Source organism: Lysinibacillus sphaericus (assembly GCF_005217585.1).
In the GTDB taxonomy this organism is placed as follows: Bacteria; Bacillota; Bacilli; order Bacillales_A; family Planococcaceae; genus Lysinibacillus; species Lysinibacillus sphaericus.
The window spans coordinates 1,833,611-1,851,018 of record NZ_SZPT01000002.1 but is presented as its reverse complement, the minus strand read 5'-3'; the positions used below and the strand labels follow the sequence as shown (position 1 = coordinate 1,851,018).

Here is a 17,408-nt window from a genome sequence, read left to right as displayed (position 1 = left end):
TTTATTATGGATTGGCGACAAGCAATTGATTTCAAACGAGCTTGAAAGTGAATACATAATACAAAATATAGTGGCGAAAGTCATGGGTATGCATTCCATTTATGATAAAATTTATAACAACACTCTATAGGAGTTAATAGAGGGGTGAAAAATGGATACACAAAAAAATGCTTTCATTATAGTAGCGTTTGCAAATAGTGCAATGGCATGTATAAGTCAATTTCTTGGTTCAATGTTAGACGAAAGGTTTGATTCGTTAGTTCAATTTTTAGCTTTTCCTTTCGTTATAATTCTTCTGAATGTGGTGTTAGGATTTAAATTTAGAATGAAGTTTTATCAATATGCACTGTTCGCATATTTAGGATTATACATATCTATCTTTGTCTGGGGCACTTTTGTTTTGGTGGAAAGCACAAAAAAAGAATTGCCTCCGGGCGAGATTGTATTAGGTGCAGATCTCTTATTTATTATAGTTGTGACAATAGTCCAGTCGATTATTTTCCTTATTTTTAATTTAATTACTTATGTAATTTATAAAATGGTTTTTTCAAAACTAGTAAGGTTGTGAAATAGAATGGTTAAAAACAAAGCAATCGCTGCTGTCGTTACAATTATTATTGGCATCTTTATTATTCCACTATTTATTACTTCTACATACAGTATTGTTTATGGTATGTATGGTACTGCATTTACGGCACCTTCTATGCTTGTAGCTTTAGGAGTTTCCTTACTTATTGAGAAACATAGTAAAAATAAACATATAGTATTGATGTATATTAAACATCTCCTTTGTGCCTTAATTTTTTCACTGTTGTTTACACTCCTTAATTTTGATATAAACACGTATAAAGATACTTTTTACATTAGTTCTTTATTGGGGAGCGTTTATATTATAATATTTGTCACATTTGATTATTTGTTGAATAAGTATAGGATTGTATAGAATTTTAAATTTGTAACGTTCCTTTTTACGCACATGTTCCCGTAGAAAAACACCTCCAATTGAAGTGTAGGTATCTAAACCCTATTTCAATCAAAGGTGTTTTTTTATTGTCTATTCTATTGGTGTCAGTTCCGTCGTCGCTGTAAATGAAAGGGAACGGTTCTATATTAATGTGCTGCTACTAATTTCATTAAATAGCTTCGTCGGATAATGAAGAAGCTTCCTATAAATAACAGTAAAAATATACTGATGCCCATTGCCGTCATTTCATAAAATGACGATGAAATCATACTGCGCATGGAGAACATTACACAAACTAATAGAATGCTAGCAAAGGCGAAGGGGATAAAAACTAGCATAGCTAATTCCTTTGTCACTACAGAACGTACTTCTTTTACAGAAAGACCAATTTTTCGAATGCCTGTATATTTTGCTTTTTCACCTTCCACTGATGTTTGTAAGTAGAAGTAAAGAATGCTCATAGATAGTAACCATCAAAGGCAAAACAAGGTGCGGTTGAAATGCTTGAAAATGATCGAGCACTTTGTCAAAGTCTTGTGTAATAACGCTTTGATAGCCGTATTTATCTAGTTGATTTTTCAATGTTTGAGCAATATCCATGTCATCTTCCACAATTGATATTTTATACATTTTATACCTCTCTTATAGCTAGAAGCTTTCTTCTATTTTTATCACTAAATGATTGCAATATACCTGAACGGAAGTCAATTCCTATTCTATACGCAAATAATTTACTATAAAGCAAAAATACGATTTTTCACTTGTAGCCACTTTGTGTACTGATGATTTTAGTCCATACTAATATAGAAGTGACAGAAGGGGGGAGCTGTAAGATGATTCGTAATCGTCAAATGGAGATATTGCTACATTTGTTGAAGGTGAAAAAGACAACGCATGAGGCGCTGGCGCGTCAGTTTGAAGTAAGTGTAAAAACGATTCAGCGGGATATTGATAAGCTATCGATGATGGGTGTTCCAGTTACTTGTAAGCAGGGGCATAGGGGTGGCGTGTATATTGAAGAGCATTATAAATTATCTAGTAGCTTCTTTAATGATGAAGATTTGCAAGTTTTAACATTTGCGTTATCTGTTTATGATAGTTTGTCAATGCAAATGCATAAGGAGCGTATATTAAAGAAACTGGCACTCATTTCTCCAGAATTGATTTATCTGTATGAACAAGATGCCAAAGATTATTTTATCGTTGATCTTTTCGATAATAAGGTCGATATGACAGAAGCAGTCTATCAACGGATAAACCATTGTCTTGACGAGGAATACTATCTTCGTGTCGTTATTGGTGAGAAACAAATGGACGTTGCACCGATTAGTTATGTTTTAAAAGCGGATGGATTATATTTATATGCTTTTGAAAGGGAGTATGTATTAATAAAGATTGCTTCAATTACTTATTCGCATATAACGAATATTGAGTTTGAACGAAATTTTACTCCGTACCAACAAAATCACACAATTATTTTTAAATAAGACATTAGGTGTCTTATTTGACATGATATTGTTTGTGTTGGAGGGGATGCTAGATGAAGTCCAATAACTTCGACAACTATTCAATCAGTAAATTAATTGCAACGTTCTCACTTCCTGCAATCTTGTCCTTAATTCTTGAAATGATGACTTCCGTAGTGGATACGTCTTTTGCAGGGCATATAGGTAGCCAAAGTGAAAGTGCCTTATCTGCCATGGGCTTATTATCGCCGATTCTTGCTGCTTTTGTAGCACTGCAGACGCTCTTTGCCACGTCAACGGCAATCATGATTTCAAAGTATTTAGGTAGTGGCGATCAACTTCAATTAAATAAGTATTTTCAGAGTGGGTTTGTGATGACGTGTGTTGTTAGCTTTGTTACATCTGGCACTACATGGATTTTGATGGAGCCACTTTTAACTATGTTGGGTGCTAAAGGTGAAGTATGGAAGCTTGCCAAAGATTATTTAACTATTATTCTACTTAGTAATATTTTGAGTGCTATTGGTTATACATTGACGAGCGTTATTCGAGCATTTGGTTATCCAAAAGTAGAGGCAATTATTATTACCATTGCAGTGGTGATTAATATTGTGTGCAATGCTATTTTAACTTTCGGTTTTCAATTAGGCGTTGTTGGTATTGCTTTAGGCACTTTCATTAGTGAGTTAGTATGCGCTATTATTTCCATTGTTTATTTGGTGAAACGTCATATCTGGTTTTTAGCGAGCAAGGTATCTTTAGGAGAACATGGATGGCTGTCCTTTCAAATGTTGAAAATTGGTTTTGCCCAAACGGCCATACAATTATTAGCCGGTGTTTCTGCATTTATAGTAAACCATCAGCTCATATCAATAGGAAGCCATAGTCAAATAGCGATTTGGAATATAGCCAACAAGATGTATATGCTTGTATTAATGCCGATTATTGGTATCACGCAGGCAGTTCAAACAATTCTTGCTTATTTTGAGGGTAAGGGAGAATTATTGAAAAAAAATAAAACTGTAAAAAAGACAATGTTGTATGCGATTATTTATGGTATTGGTATTACTGTAGCTATGTATATGTTCAGTAATGTGATTTTGTATTTGTTTACTTCTGATGAAACGATGTTAACATCAACACAACATGTGATAAAGGTCATTTTTCTAACATTTCCGCTATTGGGTATTACCTATACAATTATGACTGTATTGCAGGTTACAGGTAAAGAAATTTATGCCGTAATCCTTGGTCTAATCAGACAGGTTATCGTAATTGTGCCGCTCGTTCTGCTTTTACCGACTTTTTTTCGTAAAGAAAATTTGTTCGATATTAGTCCTGCTTTCTCCATATTTTTGTCAATTCCACTTGCTGATATTGCGACACTTAGCATCGCTATTGTATTTTATAGAAAAATACTACAAAAATAGCTACCAACTAGTGCCATTGCATTATCTGATAAACTATGACATGCTTAATATAGAGAGTATAGTACTAGGAGAATGTTGTAGTGATTAAAGAGTGGGATTTCCTACGTGTAGTGGCATGCCTATCCATTTTACTATTACATACATCATCCTGGGTAATTTTGGAGGTTGGTGTAGAACCCGAGCAACAGGTTTATCTGTTTTTGCGGATTGCGCTTTGCTATGCAACGCCGACGTTTATTGTGTTATCGATTATCATATTGTCAAATCGTTATCGTGAACGGCTACCAATTTATTTTTGGTCGAGTCGTCTTCAATATATTTTAGTGCCTTTTTTAGTGTGGGCTTTTGTCGATGCATTATTGGTGGAGTCAATTTATCGTAAAGGTTTGTTATGGGACAAGTATTTCTATAATGTAGTTTATGGAGAGTTTGTGGGCTGGTTTGTTGTAGTTATTTTCCAGTTATATGTAGTATTTGAGTTGATGAAGCGTTTTAAATGGTCGATTACGTGGTTTCTACCGCTCAGTGTGCTGATTACGCTAGTACATCATGCGGTCATTGCCTTGCCTTATCCAATTTTTGAGGACCATGCGAATGTGCTACGCTTGCTGTTTACAGGATGGCTTGGTTATTTTGCAGTTGCCTATGCGATGGGAGTCTCATATGAGAGACTAGCTGCATTGGCGAAGAAGTACCGAGGTGCAACGGTTGTTTTCGTTGTACTTGCTGTACTGTTTTTGATGATTCGTATGTTACTTGGCTATACTGAGGTGCATTCGAGGCGTCTCGATATAGTCCCACTTGTCTTTAGTGTTGTGCTTTGTGTTATTGCTTGGGGGCAGTCATTGCCAGCTACGAAGTTGGTTCGTATTATTAGTCAATATGCGTTTATGATTTACCTTATCCATTGGGAAGTGCTACGTCTATCGACAAGCTGGTTTGTGGCACATTTTGATAGCACATTGACGCGTGTTTCCATGCTTATGCTGTGGACACTTGTTGTTTGCATTGGGCTGACGAAACTATTGTCATTCCTACCGTTTAGTCAATGGATTGTGGGAAAGTTAAAAAAACGTTAAAAAGCAGTGATCTCTAACTAGATAGAAATCACTGCTTTTGTAATTGTTTTGCGAATCGCGGGTAAATCGAAGTAAATCGCGGGTAAACCGGAGCGAATCGCGGGTAAACCGTAACGAACCGCGGGTAACCCTAAGCAAACCGCGGGTACCTCGTTATAACGTGATTGGCCGATAGTTACTCGGGCATCAGTTTTAAATTGCGATCATTATAGGCAAGAATGACATAGTCCGGTTGCATGTTTTGTAAGTAAGGAATAATATCTTTCTCTAAATAACGTAAGTCTAAAATGGTCACAGTTTTAAAGTGACTTGCTACATGAAATTGAATGGTGTTAAAGTATGAATCTTTAATGACGACGAGATGTTTGTCGCTGTCATAGTTTTGGTTGACGATTGTAAGTTCAGCAAAGTCGCGGCTGTAGGCATCCGCATAGTTCACTATGGCGTCAGGACTCATCTGTTTCGCCCGACCGTACACTGCGTCGTACGGTGCAGTGACGCCACCTTCAATTGTACCGTCGTAGATTGTAAACTGTGTTGCAAACGATGCAGGTTCGTTATAGCAAATTTGTTCATTATTCTCGACGGTCATATAGAGTATTTTATTCCATGAGCCGGCGAACTTATTTGGTAAACAAAATGTATTGGCTTCTTCAAAAGGAATGGTTGCTATTGTTTCACCCAGTCGTTTGTTTAGTGTATGGATAAGCGCTTCGTAGCCTGAATAGGCACCGCGAATTGTCCAGTGATGATCTGTTTTAAAGAAGTTGCGCTCGGCAGAAAAGTTTTCTTGCATTTCATCATAGAGTCGAATATTGTCTACGCCTGCAGCGGTAACAAGTTCGTGCAGTTTTACATTGTTTGCAATACCAGCATCTTCTGGCATATAGCGTGGGCTTGGCTCACGTGAATAAGTCGCCTTTGCTGGTAGGGAGTAAAATGTAAATGGTATATGCTTTTCAGCTAGACCTTTGCTTAAGCGTTGTAAATCAGAGGCAAAAGCAGCCAGCTCTTCATCGGGTTTTACTGCGGCCGGCTTCGAAATAATCCAGCCAGTTTTATTATCAACAGCGTACTTATCATTTAAATACGTTTTGCCCACAACACGTTGAAAGTTTACATAATTGCGCATCCATGTATCACGTGCAGGAAACTGGTCAGAAATATACGACTCTACTTGCTTGGACCATGTCCCTGTTAAAATTTCCTTAGCGCTTGGCGTAATGTTGGCAGATTCTAATGGCCGGTTTTCCATTTCTGATTGCGGCCGATCCACCGTTAATACATGCACGACGAAGCCACCGAAAATAATGCAAAAAAATGTAATTGGTAATAGATACGTTTGAATTTTTCGCATGATGTCCCACCTAAAATCTAAAGTAAATGAATGGATTATGTGTTGCGTTTACTAAAAACATCGTAATAAATAACAAAAGTGCACCATAGTAAACGGTTTGTGTAATGCGCAGACCCCAGTCAAATGATAGGGAAGCGGCTGCCTTTTGTTCACTCCATGTTTGGTAAAACTTATAAATAGGCATGGCAAAAAAAATAGCGATGACAAAGTAAAGCGCATAATCTTTTGTCAGTAAAATCGTTTCATAATTGTACAGTGCGGCATCGGAAAGCCCAAACATCGTTTTGATAAATGAAAATGCATATGTAAAATCATTTGCTCTAAAGAACACCCAGCCAATCATTACTATTATTAATATATACATATGTCGGACGATACGTGGAATGCGTGCCAACCATTTCAACAGCACCCATTTTTCCAAGCAAATTAAGATACCGTAGTAAAAGCCCCATGCCATAAAGGTCCAACTTGCCCCGTGCCAAAAACCAGTAAGTGTCCACACAACAAGTAAGTTACGATATAGTTTCCATTCATGGCTAACACGACTACCACCAAGTGGGAAGTAGACATAATCTCTAAACCAACTGCTAAGTGAGATATGCCAGCGTCGCCAAAAGTCTGTAACAGATTGTGCTATATATGGATAGTTAAAGTTTTCTTCAAATTTAAAGCCGAAAATTCGTGCTAACCCAATTGCCATATCACTATAGCCTGAGAAGTCAAAATAAATTTGCAGGGAGTACGCTAAAATCCCAATCCAGGCAGTCCCCGTTGTTAAATCCCCACCTGATAAGCTAAAGACATGATCGGCAACTTCGCCCATCGGATTGGCTATCAGTACTTTTTTCGCCAGCCCTTGTACAAAGCGACGCGACCCAATCATCCAATCTTCTGCTGTCGCAATACGTTTCTTTATTTGTTCAGCTACCGTTTGATAACGAACGATAGGGCCTGCAACGAGTTGCGGAAATAATGTAATGAAAAGTGATAAATCTAAAAAATTGCGCTGTGCCTTTACGTCCTTACGATAGACGTCGATTACATAACTAAGTGCTTGGAACGTGTAAAATGAAATCCCGATTGGCAGCGGAACAGCCTGCCATTCAATAGGTTGCGACAAATAATTATTGACAATATCCACGAAAAAGCCAGCATATTTGTAATAGCCTAAGATGGCTAAGTTGCTAACAATGACTAACCAAAGTAATGTTTTGCGCTTGGACTGGGAAGCGGTGTTTTCAATAACGATACCGAGCACATAATTGAGTACGATGGACAGCATCATTAAAAGCACATATTTCGGCTCACCCCAAGCGTAAAAGAACAAACTTGCCAACAGTAAAATCGTATTGCGTAGCATCTTCGGAGAAATGAAGTACACAACAATCACTAATGGCAAAAAGACATATAAAAAAATAAGACTACTAAATACCATTTCTGTCAAATCCCCATCTCTGTAAAAAATAAAACTTCGTGAATCGCTGACTAGCAGTATGAAACGCCACAAAGCTTGAGCAAATCGCCACAAACTCCGAACGAAACGCCACAAAACCCGAGATAATCGCCACAAAACCGAGTTTTACCACTATTAGAAGTCTAGTAATGCCCATTTACTTTAATAGCTATCGCTAGATTCTGGTTTCCATAAAATATTAATCCATTTTTCCAAGGGAATTAATGAATAAATTACCTATATTATTGTAACTTAAATTCACGATTTGTTCACTATTCCTTTAAGTGAGATATTTGGCTTACTTAAAAATTATTGGAAGGGAAAAAGTCTCAATATCTATGGGTAAAATGGTATATTTTTCGAACAAAAGAAACGTTAGTATGCCAAAATTCGGATGGAAAACAAATTATAAATAAACTAATAAATGTATTTATAACCAATGAAGATAAACTATTACCACATCCTTCATTCCAAATATTGCACATAGAAATGTATGTTCTACTTCTTTTATAATAGAAACGTAGTCACAAAAGTGGCTAATTTATCTAGGAGGTTTTTGCACATGAAACAAAAATATAGTAAATGGGTTGTCGGCGCAGCATCAGCAGCTCTAGTAGCATCAGCAATCGTACCAGTAGCTAGCGCAGCAAGCTTTTCTGATATTGAAAATAGTGATCACAAGGACGCAATCTTAGCATTAGCGGACGCTAAAATCGTAGGAGGTTACACTGACGGTACATTCAAACCAAACGCAGTAGTAACACGCGGTAACGTAACAAAATTCTTAGGTAAATGGTTAGTATCTGAAGGTTATGAAGTGCCAGCTGACTATGCAACAAAAGCTCGTTTCACTGACCTACCAACTACAGCTCCAGACCAAGAATTACTACAATATGCAGCACTTGTTAAAGATGCTGGCGTATTCAAAGGTTCTAACGACCAATTAATGTACACTAAAAACATGTCTCGTGAACAAATGGCAGTAGTATTAGTACGTGCTATCAACACTGTTTACGGTGTAGACTTAGTTGCAGATTACAAAGAATCTGACTTCAAATCTACAATCACTGACTTAGATAACGCTACAGCTAACGAAAACCGTGAAGCAATTATCGCGTTAGAATATGCTGGTCTTACAAACGTTAAAGCGTTCAACCCTAAAAACACTTTAACTCGTGGTCAATTCGCATCATTCTTAAACCGTACAATCACGAACATTGCAGAAGCTCCTTTAACTGTAAAAGAAGCTAAAGTTGTTGACGCAACTACATTAGAAGTAACTCTTTCTGATGATACAAAACATACTGTAAAATTAGAAACTGCACTTCCAGAAAACAAAGAAACTAAAGTAGACTTCGAAATCGAAGGCAAAGCTTATTCAGCTGTAGTTACATATGAAGTAGCTGAAGTTAAATTAGAATCTGTAAAAGCTGTTAACGCTAAAACAATCGAAGTAAAATTCAACAAAGCAGTAGAAGATACTTCTAAAGCTACAATTGAATTATTACGCGGTACATTCAAGCAAAACGTAACTCTTACTTGGGCTGCTGACAAAAAATCAGTTCAATTAGTAGGCGCTACAAACTTCCAAGCTGCAGATTACACTGTAAACATCTCTGGTTTAACTGAAAAAGTATTAACAAGCGACGTTAAAATCGAAGCTCAAAAAGTTACTTCTATCGAAATCTTAGACGAAGTAGCAGTAGTTGATACAGCTATCCAATCTAACGGTACTTTCGCTGCAGGTACAACTGCAACTGTTGGTTACGTAGTGAAAGACCAATACGGTACAGATATTACAAAAACAACTTCTTTAAAAACAAATGATACTGCTAACACAACTGTTGTAGCTGATGCTGCTAAAGGTGTAGTTAAATTATCAGGCGCTGTTGTAGAAGGTAAAAAAATCGGCGATTTAGTACCAGTTGTATTATTTGATACTGCTACAGGTACTTCAGTTTCTAAAACTGTGAAATTATCTGCTGAATCTACAGTTTCTTCTATTGAAGTAGCGGGTGTTTACAACGCTAAAGGTGAAGAAGTAGTTTTAAATGATAACTCTAAAGCTTCTGAAGCATTCATCGTATTAAACCTTAAAGACCAATACGGTAAAGAAATTACAGATGCTGCTAAAGCAAGTGGTTTAGTAATTACAAACACTAACACTACAAACTTAACAATCGATAACAAAGTAACAAAAGTAAAAATTGGCGAAAAAGATAAATTAGTAGTTGCTTTATCATCAATCTTAAAAGCTGGTGATACTGATGTATTATTAATTTCAACAACTAACGGCCAATCTGCAAAATACACTGTGAAAGTGGCAGAAACTACTACAACTAACGCAATCTCTGTTTCTCAACCAGAAATCGCAGTTGCTAACGAAGCTACATTAATTCCTTTAACAGTTACTGATAAAGAAGGCAATGTTATCACTAACAAAAAAATCTTAGCTGATGCTAACAAAGGTATTAAAGTTGGCGGCACACCAGTTGCTGAATCTGCTCTTGAAGTAAAAGATGGTCAAGTATACTACAAAACAACATTTGGAGCAGCTGGAACACAAGCATTAGTATTCCAAACTTCAACATTCAAAGTTGCTACTATTACTGTAGATGTTAAAGCTGCAGCAGTACCAACTGTAGTTCGCGGACTTAAAAACCCATTAGTAATTTCAACTGCTCAAGCACCAGTGACAATTACTGCAAAAGATCACTTAATCATTGAAGACCAATACGGTCGTGAAATGAAAAACTCTGCAGCTCCTGTAACAGTTACATTAGTTGGTACTTCTGATGTAGTATCAGTAAGTGCAAACCAAGTTACACCACTTAAAAATGGTACTGCAACATTAAACGTTGCTCTAGTAACGCCAAATGGCACAATTGATTCTGCTGTAGAAGTAAAAGTACAAGTAACTGATGGTACAGAATACAAAGGTTACGAAATTGCTGAAATCGGTAAAACAAAAGTAGCAACTGACAAAAAAATCACTGTTAACGGTTTATTAAACGGTGGTAAAGTTGCACTTGAGCCAAACGAATATACAGCAACAGTAACTGGCGGTAAATTAACTGCGCCACAAGCTGTAACTGCAGGTAAAGTAAATATCGCTGACACAGCTTTAAACACTGATACAACTCCAGCAGCAAACAAAATTGATACAGAATTCACTTTAAAAGTAACAATTAATGCAACTGGTGAAGTATTAGAACAAAAATTCGTTGTTTCAGCTGACGCTGAAAAAACACAAGATTTCTTCTTTACAGCATCAACAGTATCAGTAGATTTAGCTGATTACAACGTAGCGAAAGCTATTACAGAAGCTACATTAGCATCTGGTGCAACTGTAGCAAACTTAAAAACTACAGGAGATGCTCCAGTAGTAGTAAACGTTGCAACTGTTGACCAATATGGTAACAAAGAAATCAAAGCACTTGCAGCAGAAACAGTTACAATCGTACCTGAAAAAGTTACTGATGTAACAATTGCTGGTAACGGTACTGCAGCTGCAACAGCTACATTAAAAGCTGGCGTTACAGAAGCTAAAGTAACTTTAAAAATTAAAGTTGGTAACGCAACAAAAGAACTTAAAGCAACAATTGTAACTCCTTAATAAAACGAAGTGTTACTTTATACACTAGTTTACTAGTGTTATAACTAGCCTTGTGATTAGATGAAATCTTTTGATTCATCCTAGTCACAAGGCTTTTTTAATGGAAAAAACAGCGGGTATGAATACATTTGACTTTGCTACAATGCTATAAACTACATAACTATAGAAGAATATGAAACTTTTAGTATTATTTCCATGTGTTATCATAGTATGATAGGGAAAAGACGTAGGGGGTCGAGTGAATGAAACGAAATAAATTATTTCAAGGTGCAATCGTTGCGGCTTTAGCTACAAGTGCCATTGTAGTAGTGCCGACAGCGCACGCAGTTGAAGGATTTAGCGATGTGGATATGACGAAAGAATATGGAACTGCGGTGAAAGATTTAGCTACCCGCGGGATTATTAATGGTTATGCAGATGGTACATTTAAGCCGTTTGCAGATGTCACACGTGGACAAGTAGCCAAAATTTTAGCAAATTTATTGGCTTTAGATACGCAAAATGTAATAGACCCTCAATTTACCGATGTTAAGCAAAGTGATGAATACTACGGCGCAATTGCGGCATTAGCAAATGAGGGAATTGCGACAGGCTTTGCCAATGGTAGCTTTGGTGTCAATCAAGCCATCACACGTGAGCAATTAGCGAGCATGTTAACATCTGCTTTCCAATTAAGTAATAATACTGAAGATTGGACACTGCCGTTTACGGATATTGTAAAATACTCTGATGCGTATTATGCAGTAGGTCCATTGTTTGAACACAATATTACAAAGGGTATTACACCTACAACATTCGGTTTAAAAGAAACAGTCAAACGTTCACAACTTGCATTATTTATTCATCGTATAGAGGCGATACAAGCAAATCGCGTTGTCCAAAGTTTCATTGCGCGTGATTTTGGAGCTACTCAATTGGAAGCCTATTCTTATGATAATATAGCGGCTGATGGGGAGCACGAATTTTTCAAAATTCATCAAACAACGAATGGTTTGACGGTAGAGGCATTGCGTGAAGGATCTGGCCACTTTATGTTAGTAAGCTACAATATTGATAAAGAAGAAAACTATGAGATTATTGACACGCAAAAATATAAAGTGGTCGTTACAGAAGTGGATGGCAAGCTTCAACTTGATTGCCAACAAACAGATGAAATTACACCGGGTTCAGCATTACTTTTCGAAGAGGATTTAGGCTTTAATCCGTCTCATATTCAGCTAACAACTGCAAATGGTCATGAAGTAAGTGACAAAGTCTACGTCTATCAACCATTCAATTTTGATGGTTGGGAGCCAGAAAGCATTCCAAAAGGCGGCAATTATGAATTGAAGTTATTGCAGGCAGGTGACTACATTGCAACATTGTCGGATGATAAAGGACAATCTGTACGTGTAGGTATTCATGCTGAAACAGATGGTTATGAAATGTATACTTCAGCAGCAGTTGAAGTCAGCAGTGTTTTCATTCCGAAGAGTGAAATAGGCTTTACTGTGAAAGATGTTCACGTAGAGCAATTTACAGGAGCATTGTATGATCACAAAATTGTTGATGTGGAAAATGCTGCTGATGGTGTAACAGTTAAAAAAGTTGGCAAAGGTGAAACCATTTTTGCCATTCGCCTAAACGGTACGAATGGTGAAAAGCTATTTGTCCAAGGAATGATGTATGAAGTAAGTGGAATAACGACGATGTATTACGAATTAGCGACACAACAAGATATGGAAAATGCGTGGTAATTCACCGATAGAACATCGTGATACGAAAAAGTGAAATTGACAATTGTCAATTTCACTTTTTTCATTAGTTGAAGTATATATTAACGGTTTGTCACAAATTAAATGCATGATGAATAATGATAGTACGATGAAGTTCCTACTTGGCTCTAAATTGAAGACATGGATGGTATGTTGTATGATTTCCTGAAAATATCCAAATGAAGGAGAACTGTATGAAACCTCGTATATTAATTGCTAGTCCTGTACGACAAAAACCTTTAATTTTAGATTATTTTTTGTTTTCACTTCAGTCGTTAAACAAAGACGAGCATAAAGTGGATTTTTTATTTATTGATGATAATGATGACCAACAATCAACGGAACTTTTAACGTTATTTCAATCACAAAATGAAGGTGTAAAAATTATTAAAAATAACCAGCAAAATGAACTTTATAGGAAGGATGAACACACACATTATTGGACCGACTCGCTAATTGAAAAAGTAGGGAAAATGAAAGATAGGATTATTGAACATGCAATTCAATTACAATATGATGGTTTGCTACTGATAGATTCTGATTTAATGTTGTATCCGAATACACTTCAAAACTTATGGAATGCGCAAAAAGACATTATCTCTAATATTTTCTGGACTGAGTGGAACAAAAATGAAGTAGCACTACCTCAAGTGTGGATGATGGATGAATATACATTATACGAGATTAATAATGGCGAAAAATTAGAACCAATCGATATTGTCAATAGAACGTCCGCTTTTATCAATAAATTAAAAGTACCAGGCATCTATGAAGTAGGGGGGCTAGGTGCTTGCACATTAATAAGTAGAAAAGCACTTTTAAAGGGTGTTCGTTTTAAACAGCTAAAAAATTTATCGTTTTGGGGAGAAGATCGACATTTTTGCATAAGGGCTTCCGCTTTGGAATTACCGTTATTTGTTGATACTCGTTTGCCTGCTTTTCATATTTATCGAGAATCAGACCTACTAGGTGCGGAAAAATTTAAAAATGAAATCATTATTGGAAAAAAGCAACAAGCGACTGTTAGCTTATGTATGATCGTCAAAAATGAAGAACAAGTTTTAGCGCGTTGTTTATCTTCTGTTCAAGGACTTGTGGATGAAATAATTATTGTAGATACTGGCTCCTCCGATAAAACGAAAGAAATTGCCAAGCAATACACAAGTCTTATTTATGATTTTGAATGGATAGATGATTTTTCACAAGCTCGCAATTTTTCATTTAGCAAAGCCACCAAGGATTATATTTTATGGTTAGATGCAGATGATATTATAGAAGAGAGGGAAAGAATACATTTTCTAAACTTACTAGAAGAACTAACGGATAAAGAAGTGGATAGTGTGATGATGGATTATCATCTAGCCTTTGATGAGAATGGCAATCCAACATATAGCCTTAAAAGAAATAGAGTAGTAAAACGTTCTTGCGATTTTAAATGGGTTGGGGCAGTACATGAATATTTAGCTGTCCAAGGGAATTTTATACAGCGTAATATAGCCATTACACATCGTAAAGAAAAAGCCTATACAGACCGTAATTTGAAAATTTATAAGCGCAGGGAAGCGCAACAAGAGCAATTTACGGCACGGGATTTGTTTTATTATGGAAATGAATTAAAAGACCATGCATTGTACAAAGAAGCCGTTGATAAATATCAACAATTTTTAGCGACAAAACAAGGGTGGATTGAGGATGAAATTGCAGCTTGTATAAAAATAGCAGATTGTTATGAAATGCTGAATGATGCTGATAGACAGTTGCATTTTTTATTAAAAACTTTCGCTTATAGCACGCCTCGCCCAGAATGTTGTTGTCGTTTAGGTGCAAAATTTTTGGCAGATTCACAATACGAACAAGCTATTTATTGGTATGAACAAGCAATCAGTATGAAGAACAAACCAAAACAGGGGAATTTAATTGAACATATCGCTTGGACATGGCTACCATATATTCAATTAGCTGTTTGTTACGATCGTCTGGGACAATATGACATAGCGAATAATTACAATGAACAAGCATTACAATACGATCCAACAAATAAACTTATATTAGATAATCAGCAATATTTTAAAAACAGATTAAAGGATTAAAACGATGGAGTAGAAATGTAACAAGGCACTCCTATAGCGGACATAACGATATAGCAAAAAAAGTGTTAGATTGACCTGCGTCAATCTAACACTTTTCCATTTAGTTTAGAAAATTATATATTTGACGTAGTCTTTCCAGCCAATTTCTTTAAAGTGTTGCCACTCAATTTTTTTCACGGGCATTGAGCAGAAAGTGCGTGCTAAAATATTACGTTTTTCATTAGCTAAAATAGGCGTACCAACATCTATATAGCTTGTGAATATCGTTGAATCTTTCGTTGAAAAAGCAACTTCAATATCTTCAAGACGAATTTTTCCATCCTCGTCAATTATATAGACGCTCTTAGCACCTTTTACTGATTTAACCCAAGAAGAATTCACTTTATAAGCATCGAAAGCTTCATTCACTACGATTGCAGCCTGACCAACTGTTGAAAACGGAATATTTTCTAACATATCGTCTTGTTGTAGCATTACTTCATAATTAGTAGGCTTCGGTAGTTTCGCTGATTTTGCTAATTCTTTTGCCCATATAGCGTCATGATTTGTAGCAATCATTGATTTTTCAAGTACGATACCTGATAGGTCATCTTTGAAATGCTGTAGTTTAAAATCGACCCTTTGCCCAGCCGCAACCTGTTGCCATTCTTCTTCAGATAAGTAGACAAGCATTGCTTTTTCTGTTGAATAAATTTCAAATGTTACTGTACCAGCTTCGTCTGTGACGTTGGCAATAACACCATCAACAGGGCTTACTACTCCTTGGCGTGCTTGAATTTGGGCAATTTGAGCATCCATTACGGCAATTTGACGTGTAGCTTCTGCAATATGGCGATTTAAAATAGCTACAGCTGTAGATGGAGTATTTTGTTGACCTAACTCCAATTTTACTGTGACATTTAATTTATCACTAATTTGATCTGTATTAATCGAACTTTTTGGATTATCTGTACCTCCAAAATCCGATTCTATTTGTGACAAGGCGGATTGCAAGTCACTTAATTCAGTTTCATAAGCGTCCCGTTCAGCCTCAAGCTTCGTTAACTCATCGTCAACTTGCTCTGTTTTATAGGTAGCGAGTAAATCGCTTGCTTGAATGTGCTGACCACGCTTTACATTTACTGCTGATAAACTTTTCGCATCTGCAGAAACTGTATATGTTTCGGCTGGTGCAACTATTGCATCTTTTTTCACCGTTTCTACACGGTCACCGACAGTAGCTCGTTGAAATTCATCAACAAAATAGGAACGCGCTACTTTGCTATTATCCTTGAATACGTAGAAGGCATTTAAGCCAACTAAAATCGCCATCACGATCATACTAAGGCATGTCCAAGGTCTGGATTTTATAAAACGCATCATCCTAGCCCCCTTGTAATCCATTCTTGAAGTGGTAGTACGCTAATCATCCCAACAAAAACGGCCATTATTACTTGTAGTATGATAATTTTTGCTAACAGCGCTTTGCGATCTGCTGCTTCCTCCCATTTAGAAAGGAAAGTAAAGTGCACAATAATCGTCAGTACAGTAGTAACTGTTAGCTGATTAATAATGAATAACACAACATCTTTATCTATCACTTGCTGTACCACAGGGGCAAGTGATAAGAAGGAGAAAGTTGTAGAGTAGCCTACTGCGTAAAACACTGCAAATAAAATGGTCTTTTCAATAAGTATAAATGCCAGTACAAACAGTTGTACTTTTTGAATCCATCTGTAAGGTATGTCCGTTAATAGATGTAATATATATGTAACGCCATAATAGTGGAAGCAAAAATAAATGATTCCCCAAACAATGGCTCCGACCATTGATAGCAAACGGGCTGTATAATATTCATCTTGCTGGTTCGTTGCAAATAATGTTGTTAAACTTTCAGTGCCTAATCCCCAAAACTCACGTATTGCAAAAAGGAGCATGAAGAGAAAGAAAATCGTAAAGGAACGCTTTTTATAGCCTCTTATTTCTCCTGTTTCCAAAGCTTGTGTAAAGTTCAGGGGATGCGTTAAGCTATGCCAAAACTTGTAGTGATAAAACATATCTAGCTCCCTTTCTAATAAATTAAATATTAAAGATGTAGTATACACCTAGTTACTGGTAAATGACATAGTATAAATGCTAGTTTTTTTAAGGAATTCTCTCAATAAGGTGGGACTTTAATTAGGCTTAATTTTAAACGTCCGATGCGGGATAAATGCGTCT

At 36.4% G+C, this 17,408-nt stretch carries 13 protein-coding genes; 7 read left to right on the top strand and 6 right to left on the bottom strand.

Going from position 1 to position 17,408, the window contains the following annotated elements:
* Nucleotides 1–151 precede the first annotated feature (151 nt).
* On the top strand, nt 152–568 hold the full coding sequence (locus tag FC748_RS14325) for a hypothetical protein (protein WP_108029384.1): 417 nt from the start codon (nt 152–154) through the stop codon (nt 566–568).
* Nucleotides 569–1,110: 542 nt separating this feature from the next.
* Here FC748_RS14325 and FC748_RS14320 read toward each other — a convergent pair.
* Nucleotides 1,111–1,425 (bottom strand): hypothetical protein, encoded by a 315-nt coding sequence (locus FC748_RS14320; protein ID WP_208733884.1) that lies wholly within the window; start codon nt 1,423–1,425, stop codon nt 1,111–1,113.
* Nucleotides 1,382–1,594, bottom strand: coding sequence for a response regulator (locus FC748_RS14315; RefSeq protein ID WP_024362428.1), 213 nt, complete (start codon nt 1,592–1,594; stop codon nt 1,382–1,384). The genes FC748_RS14320 and FC748_RS14315 overlap by 44 nt, the downstream gene beginning before the upstream one ends.
* A gap of 203 nt (nt 1,595–1,797) precedes the next feature.
* Here FC748_RS14315 and FC748_RS14310 point away from each other — a divergent pair, with 203 nt between their 5' ends.
* The 3 genes from FC748_RS14310 (at nt 1,798) to FC748_RS14300 (ending at nt 4,939) form a co-directional block, all read left to right on the top strand.
* Complete coding sequence (locus tag FC748_RS14310; RefSeq protein WP_167492683.1) at nt 1,798–2,451, top strand: helix-turn-helix transcriptional regulator; 654 nt, start codon at nt 1,798–1,800, stop codon at nt 2,449–2,451.
* 53 nt (nt 2,452–2,504) lie between these two features.
* A complete protein-coding gene (locus FC748_RS14305) occupies nt 2,505–3,860 on the top strand; it encodes an MATE family efflux transporter (protein ID WP_108029386.1) in 1,356 nt (451 codons plus the stop codon).
* Nucleotides 3,861–3,940: 80 nt separating this feature from the next.
* Complete coding sequence (locus tag FC748_RS14300) at nt 3,941–4,939, top strand: acyltransferase family protein (protein WP_108029387.1); 999 nt, start codon at nt 3,941–3,943, stop codon at nt 4,937–4,939.
* Nucleotides 4,940–5,114: 175 nt separating this feature from the next.
* Here FC748_RS14300 and FC748_RS14295 read toward each other — a convergent pair whose 3' ends face one another.
* Nucleotides 5,115–6,296: an alginate O-acetyltransferase AlgX-related protein gene (locus FC748_RS14295; protein WP_108029388.1), complete on the bottom strand. Its 1,182-nt coding sequence runs from the start codon at nt 6,294–6,296 to the stop codon at nt 5,115–5,117.
* Nucleotides 6,297–6,306: 10 nt separating this feature from the next.
* Nucleotides 6,307–7,731, bottom strand: coding sequence for an MBOAT family O-acyltransferase (locus FC748_RS14290; RefSeq protein WP_108029389.1), 1,425 nt, complete (start codon nt 7,729–7,731; stop codon nt 6,307–6,309).
* Nucleotides 7,732–8,311: 580 nt separating this feature from the next.
* Between FC748_RS14290 and FC748_RS14285 the strand changes: the two genes are divergently transcribed.
* From FC748_RS14285 to FC748_RS22515, 3 genes are all read left to right on the top strand, one after another.
* Nucleotides 8,312–11,365, top strand: coding sequence for an S-layer homology domain-containing protein (locus FC748_RS14285; protein ID WP_025218610.1), 3,054 nt, complete (start codon nt 8,312–8,314; stop codon nt 11,363–11,365).
* Between the two features lie 242 nt (nt 11,366–11,607).
* The gene (locus FC748_RS14280) at nt 11,608–13,101 is read left to right on the top strand and encodes an S-layer homology domain-containing protein (protein ID WP_108029390.1); all 1,494 of its coding nucleotides are present in this window, start codon (nt 11,608–11,610) and stop codon (nt 13,099–13,101) included.
* Nucleotides 13,102–13,313: 212 nt separating this feature from the next.
* Nucleotides 13,314–15,209 (top strand): glycosyltransferase, encoded by a 1,896-nt coding sequence (locus FC748_RS22515; RefSeq protein ID WP_108029391.1) that lies wholly within the window; start codon nt 13,314–13,316, stop codon nt 15,207–15,209.
* A gap of 105 nt (nt 15,210–15,314) precedes the next feature.
* Here FC748_RS22515 and FC748_RS14270 read toward each other — a convergent pair whose 3' ends face one another.
* Together FC748_RS14270 and FC748_RS14265 are read right to left on the bottom strand one after the other, a co-directional pair.
* Nucleotides 15,315–16,571, bottom strand: a complete 1,257-nt coding sequence (locus FC748_RS14270) for an efflux RND transporter periplasmic adaptor subunit (RefSeq protein ID WP_193768761.1) — start codon at nt 16,569–16,571, stop codon at nt 15,315–15,317.
* The gene (locus FC748_RS14265) at nt 16,568–17,245 is read right to left on the bottom strand and encodes a hypothetical protein (RefSeq protein ID WP_108029393.1); all 678 of its coding nucleotides are present in this window, start codon (nt 17,243–17,245) and stop codon (nt 16,568–16,570) included. Before FC748_RS14265 ends, FC748_RS14270 begins: the two co-directional genes overlap by 4 nt.
* Between the last annotated feature and the right edge of the window lie 163 nt (nt 17,246–17,408).

Bases quoted from the DNA above. Each gene is read 5' to 3' on its own strand.
- FC748_RS22515 (WP_108029391.1), top strand. From the start codon at position 13,314: ATGAAACCTCGTATATTAATTGCTAGTCCTGTACGACAAAAACCTTTA.
- FC748_RS14270 (WP_193768761.1), bottom strand. From the start codon at position 16,571: ATGATGCGTTTTATAAAATCCAGACCTTGGACATGCCTTAGTATGATC.
- FC748_RS14265 (WP_108029393.1), bottom strand. From the start codon at position 17,245: ATGTTTTATCACTACAAGTTTTGGCATAGCTTAACGCATCCCCTGAAC.
- FC748_RS14280 (WP_108029390.1), top strand. From the start codon at position 11,608: ATGAAACGAAATAAATTATTTCAAGGTGCAATCGTTGCGGCTTTAGCT.
- FC748_RS14305 (WP_108029386.1), top strand. From the start codon at position 2,505: ATGAAGTCCAATAACTTCGACAACTATTCAATCAGTAAATTAATTGCA.
- FC748_RS14325 (WP_108029384.1), top strand. From the start codon at position 152: ATGGATACACAAAAAAATGCTTTCATTATAGTAGCGTTTGCAAATAGT.
- FC748_RS14290 (WP_108029389.1), bottom strand. From the start codon at position 7,731: ATGGTATTTAGTAGTCTTATTTTTTTATATGTCTTTTTGCCATTAGTG.
- FC748_RS14315 (WP_024362428.1), bottom strand. From the start codon at position 1,594: ATGTATAAAATATCAATTGTGGAAGATGACATGGATATTGCTCAAACA.
- FC748_RS14320 (WP_208733884.1), bottom strand. From the start codon at position 1,425: ATGAGCATTCTTTACTTCTACTTACAAACATCAGTGGAAGGTGAAAAA.
- FC748_RS14285 (WP_025218610.1), top strand. From the start codon at position 8,312: ATGAAACAAAAATATAGTAAATGGGTTGTCGGCGCAGCATCAGCAGCT.
- FC748_RS14310 (WP_167492683.1), top strand. From the start codon at position 1,798: ATGATTCGTAATCGTCAAATGGAGATATTGCTACATTTGTTGAAGGTG.
- FC748_RS14295 (WP_108029388.1), bottom strand. From the start codon at position 6,296: ATGCGAAAAATTCAAACGTATCTATTACCAATTACATTTTTTTGCATT.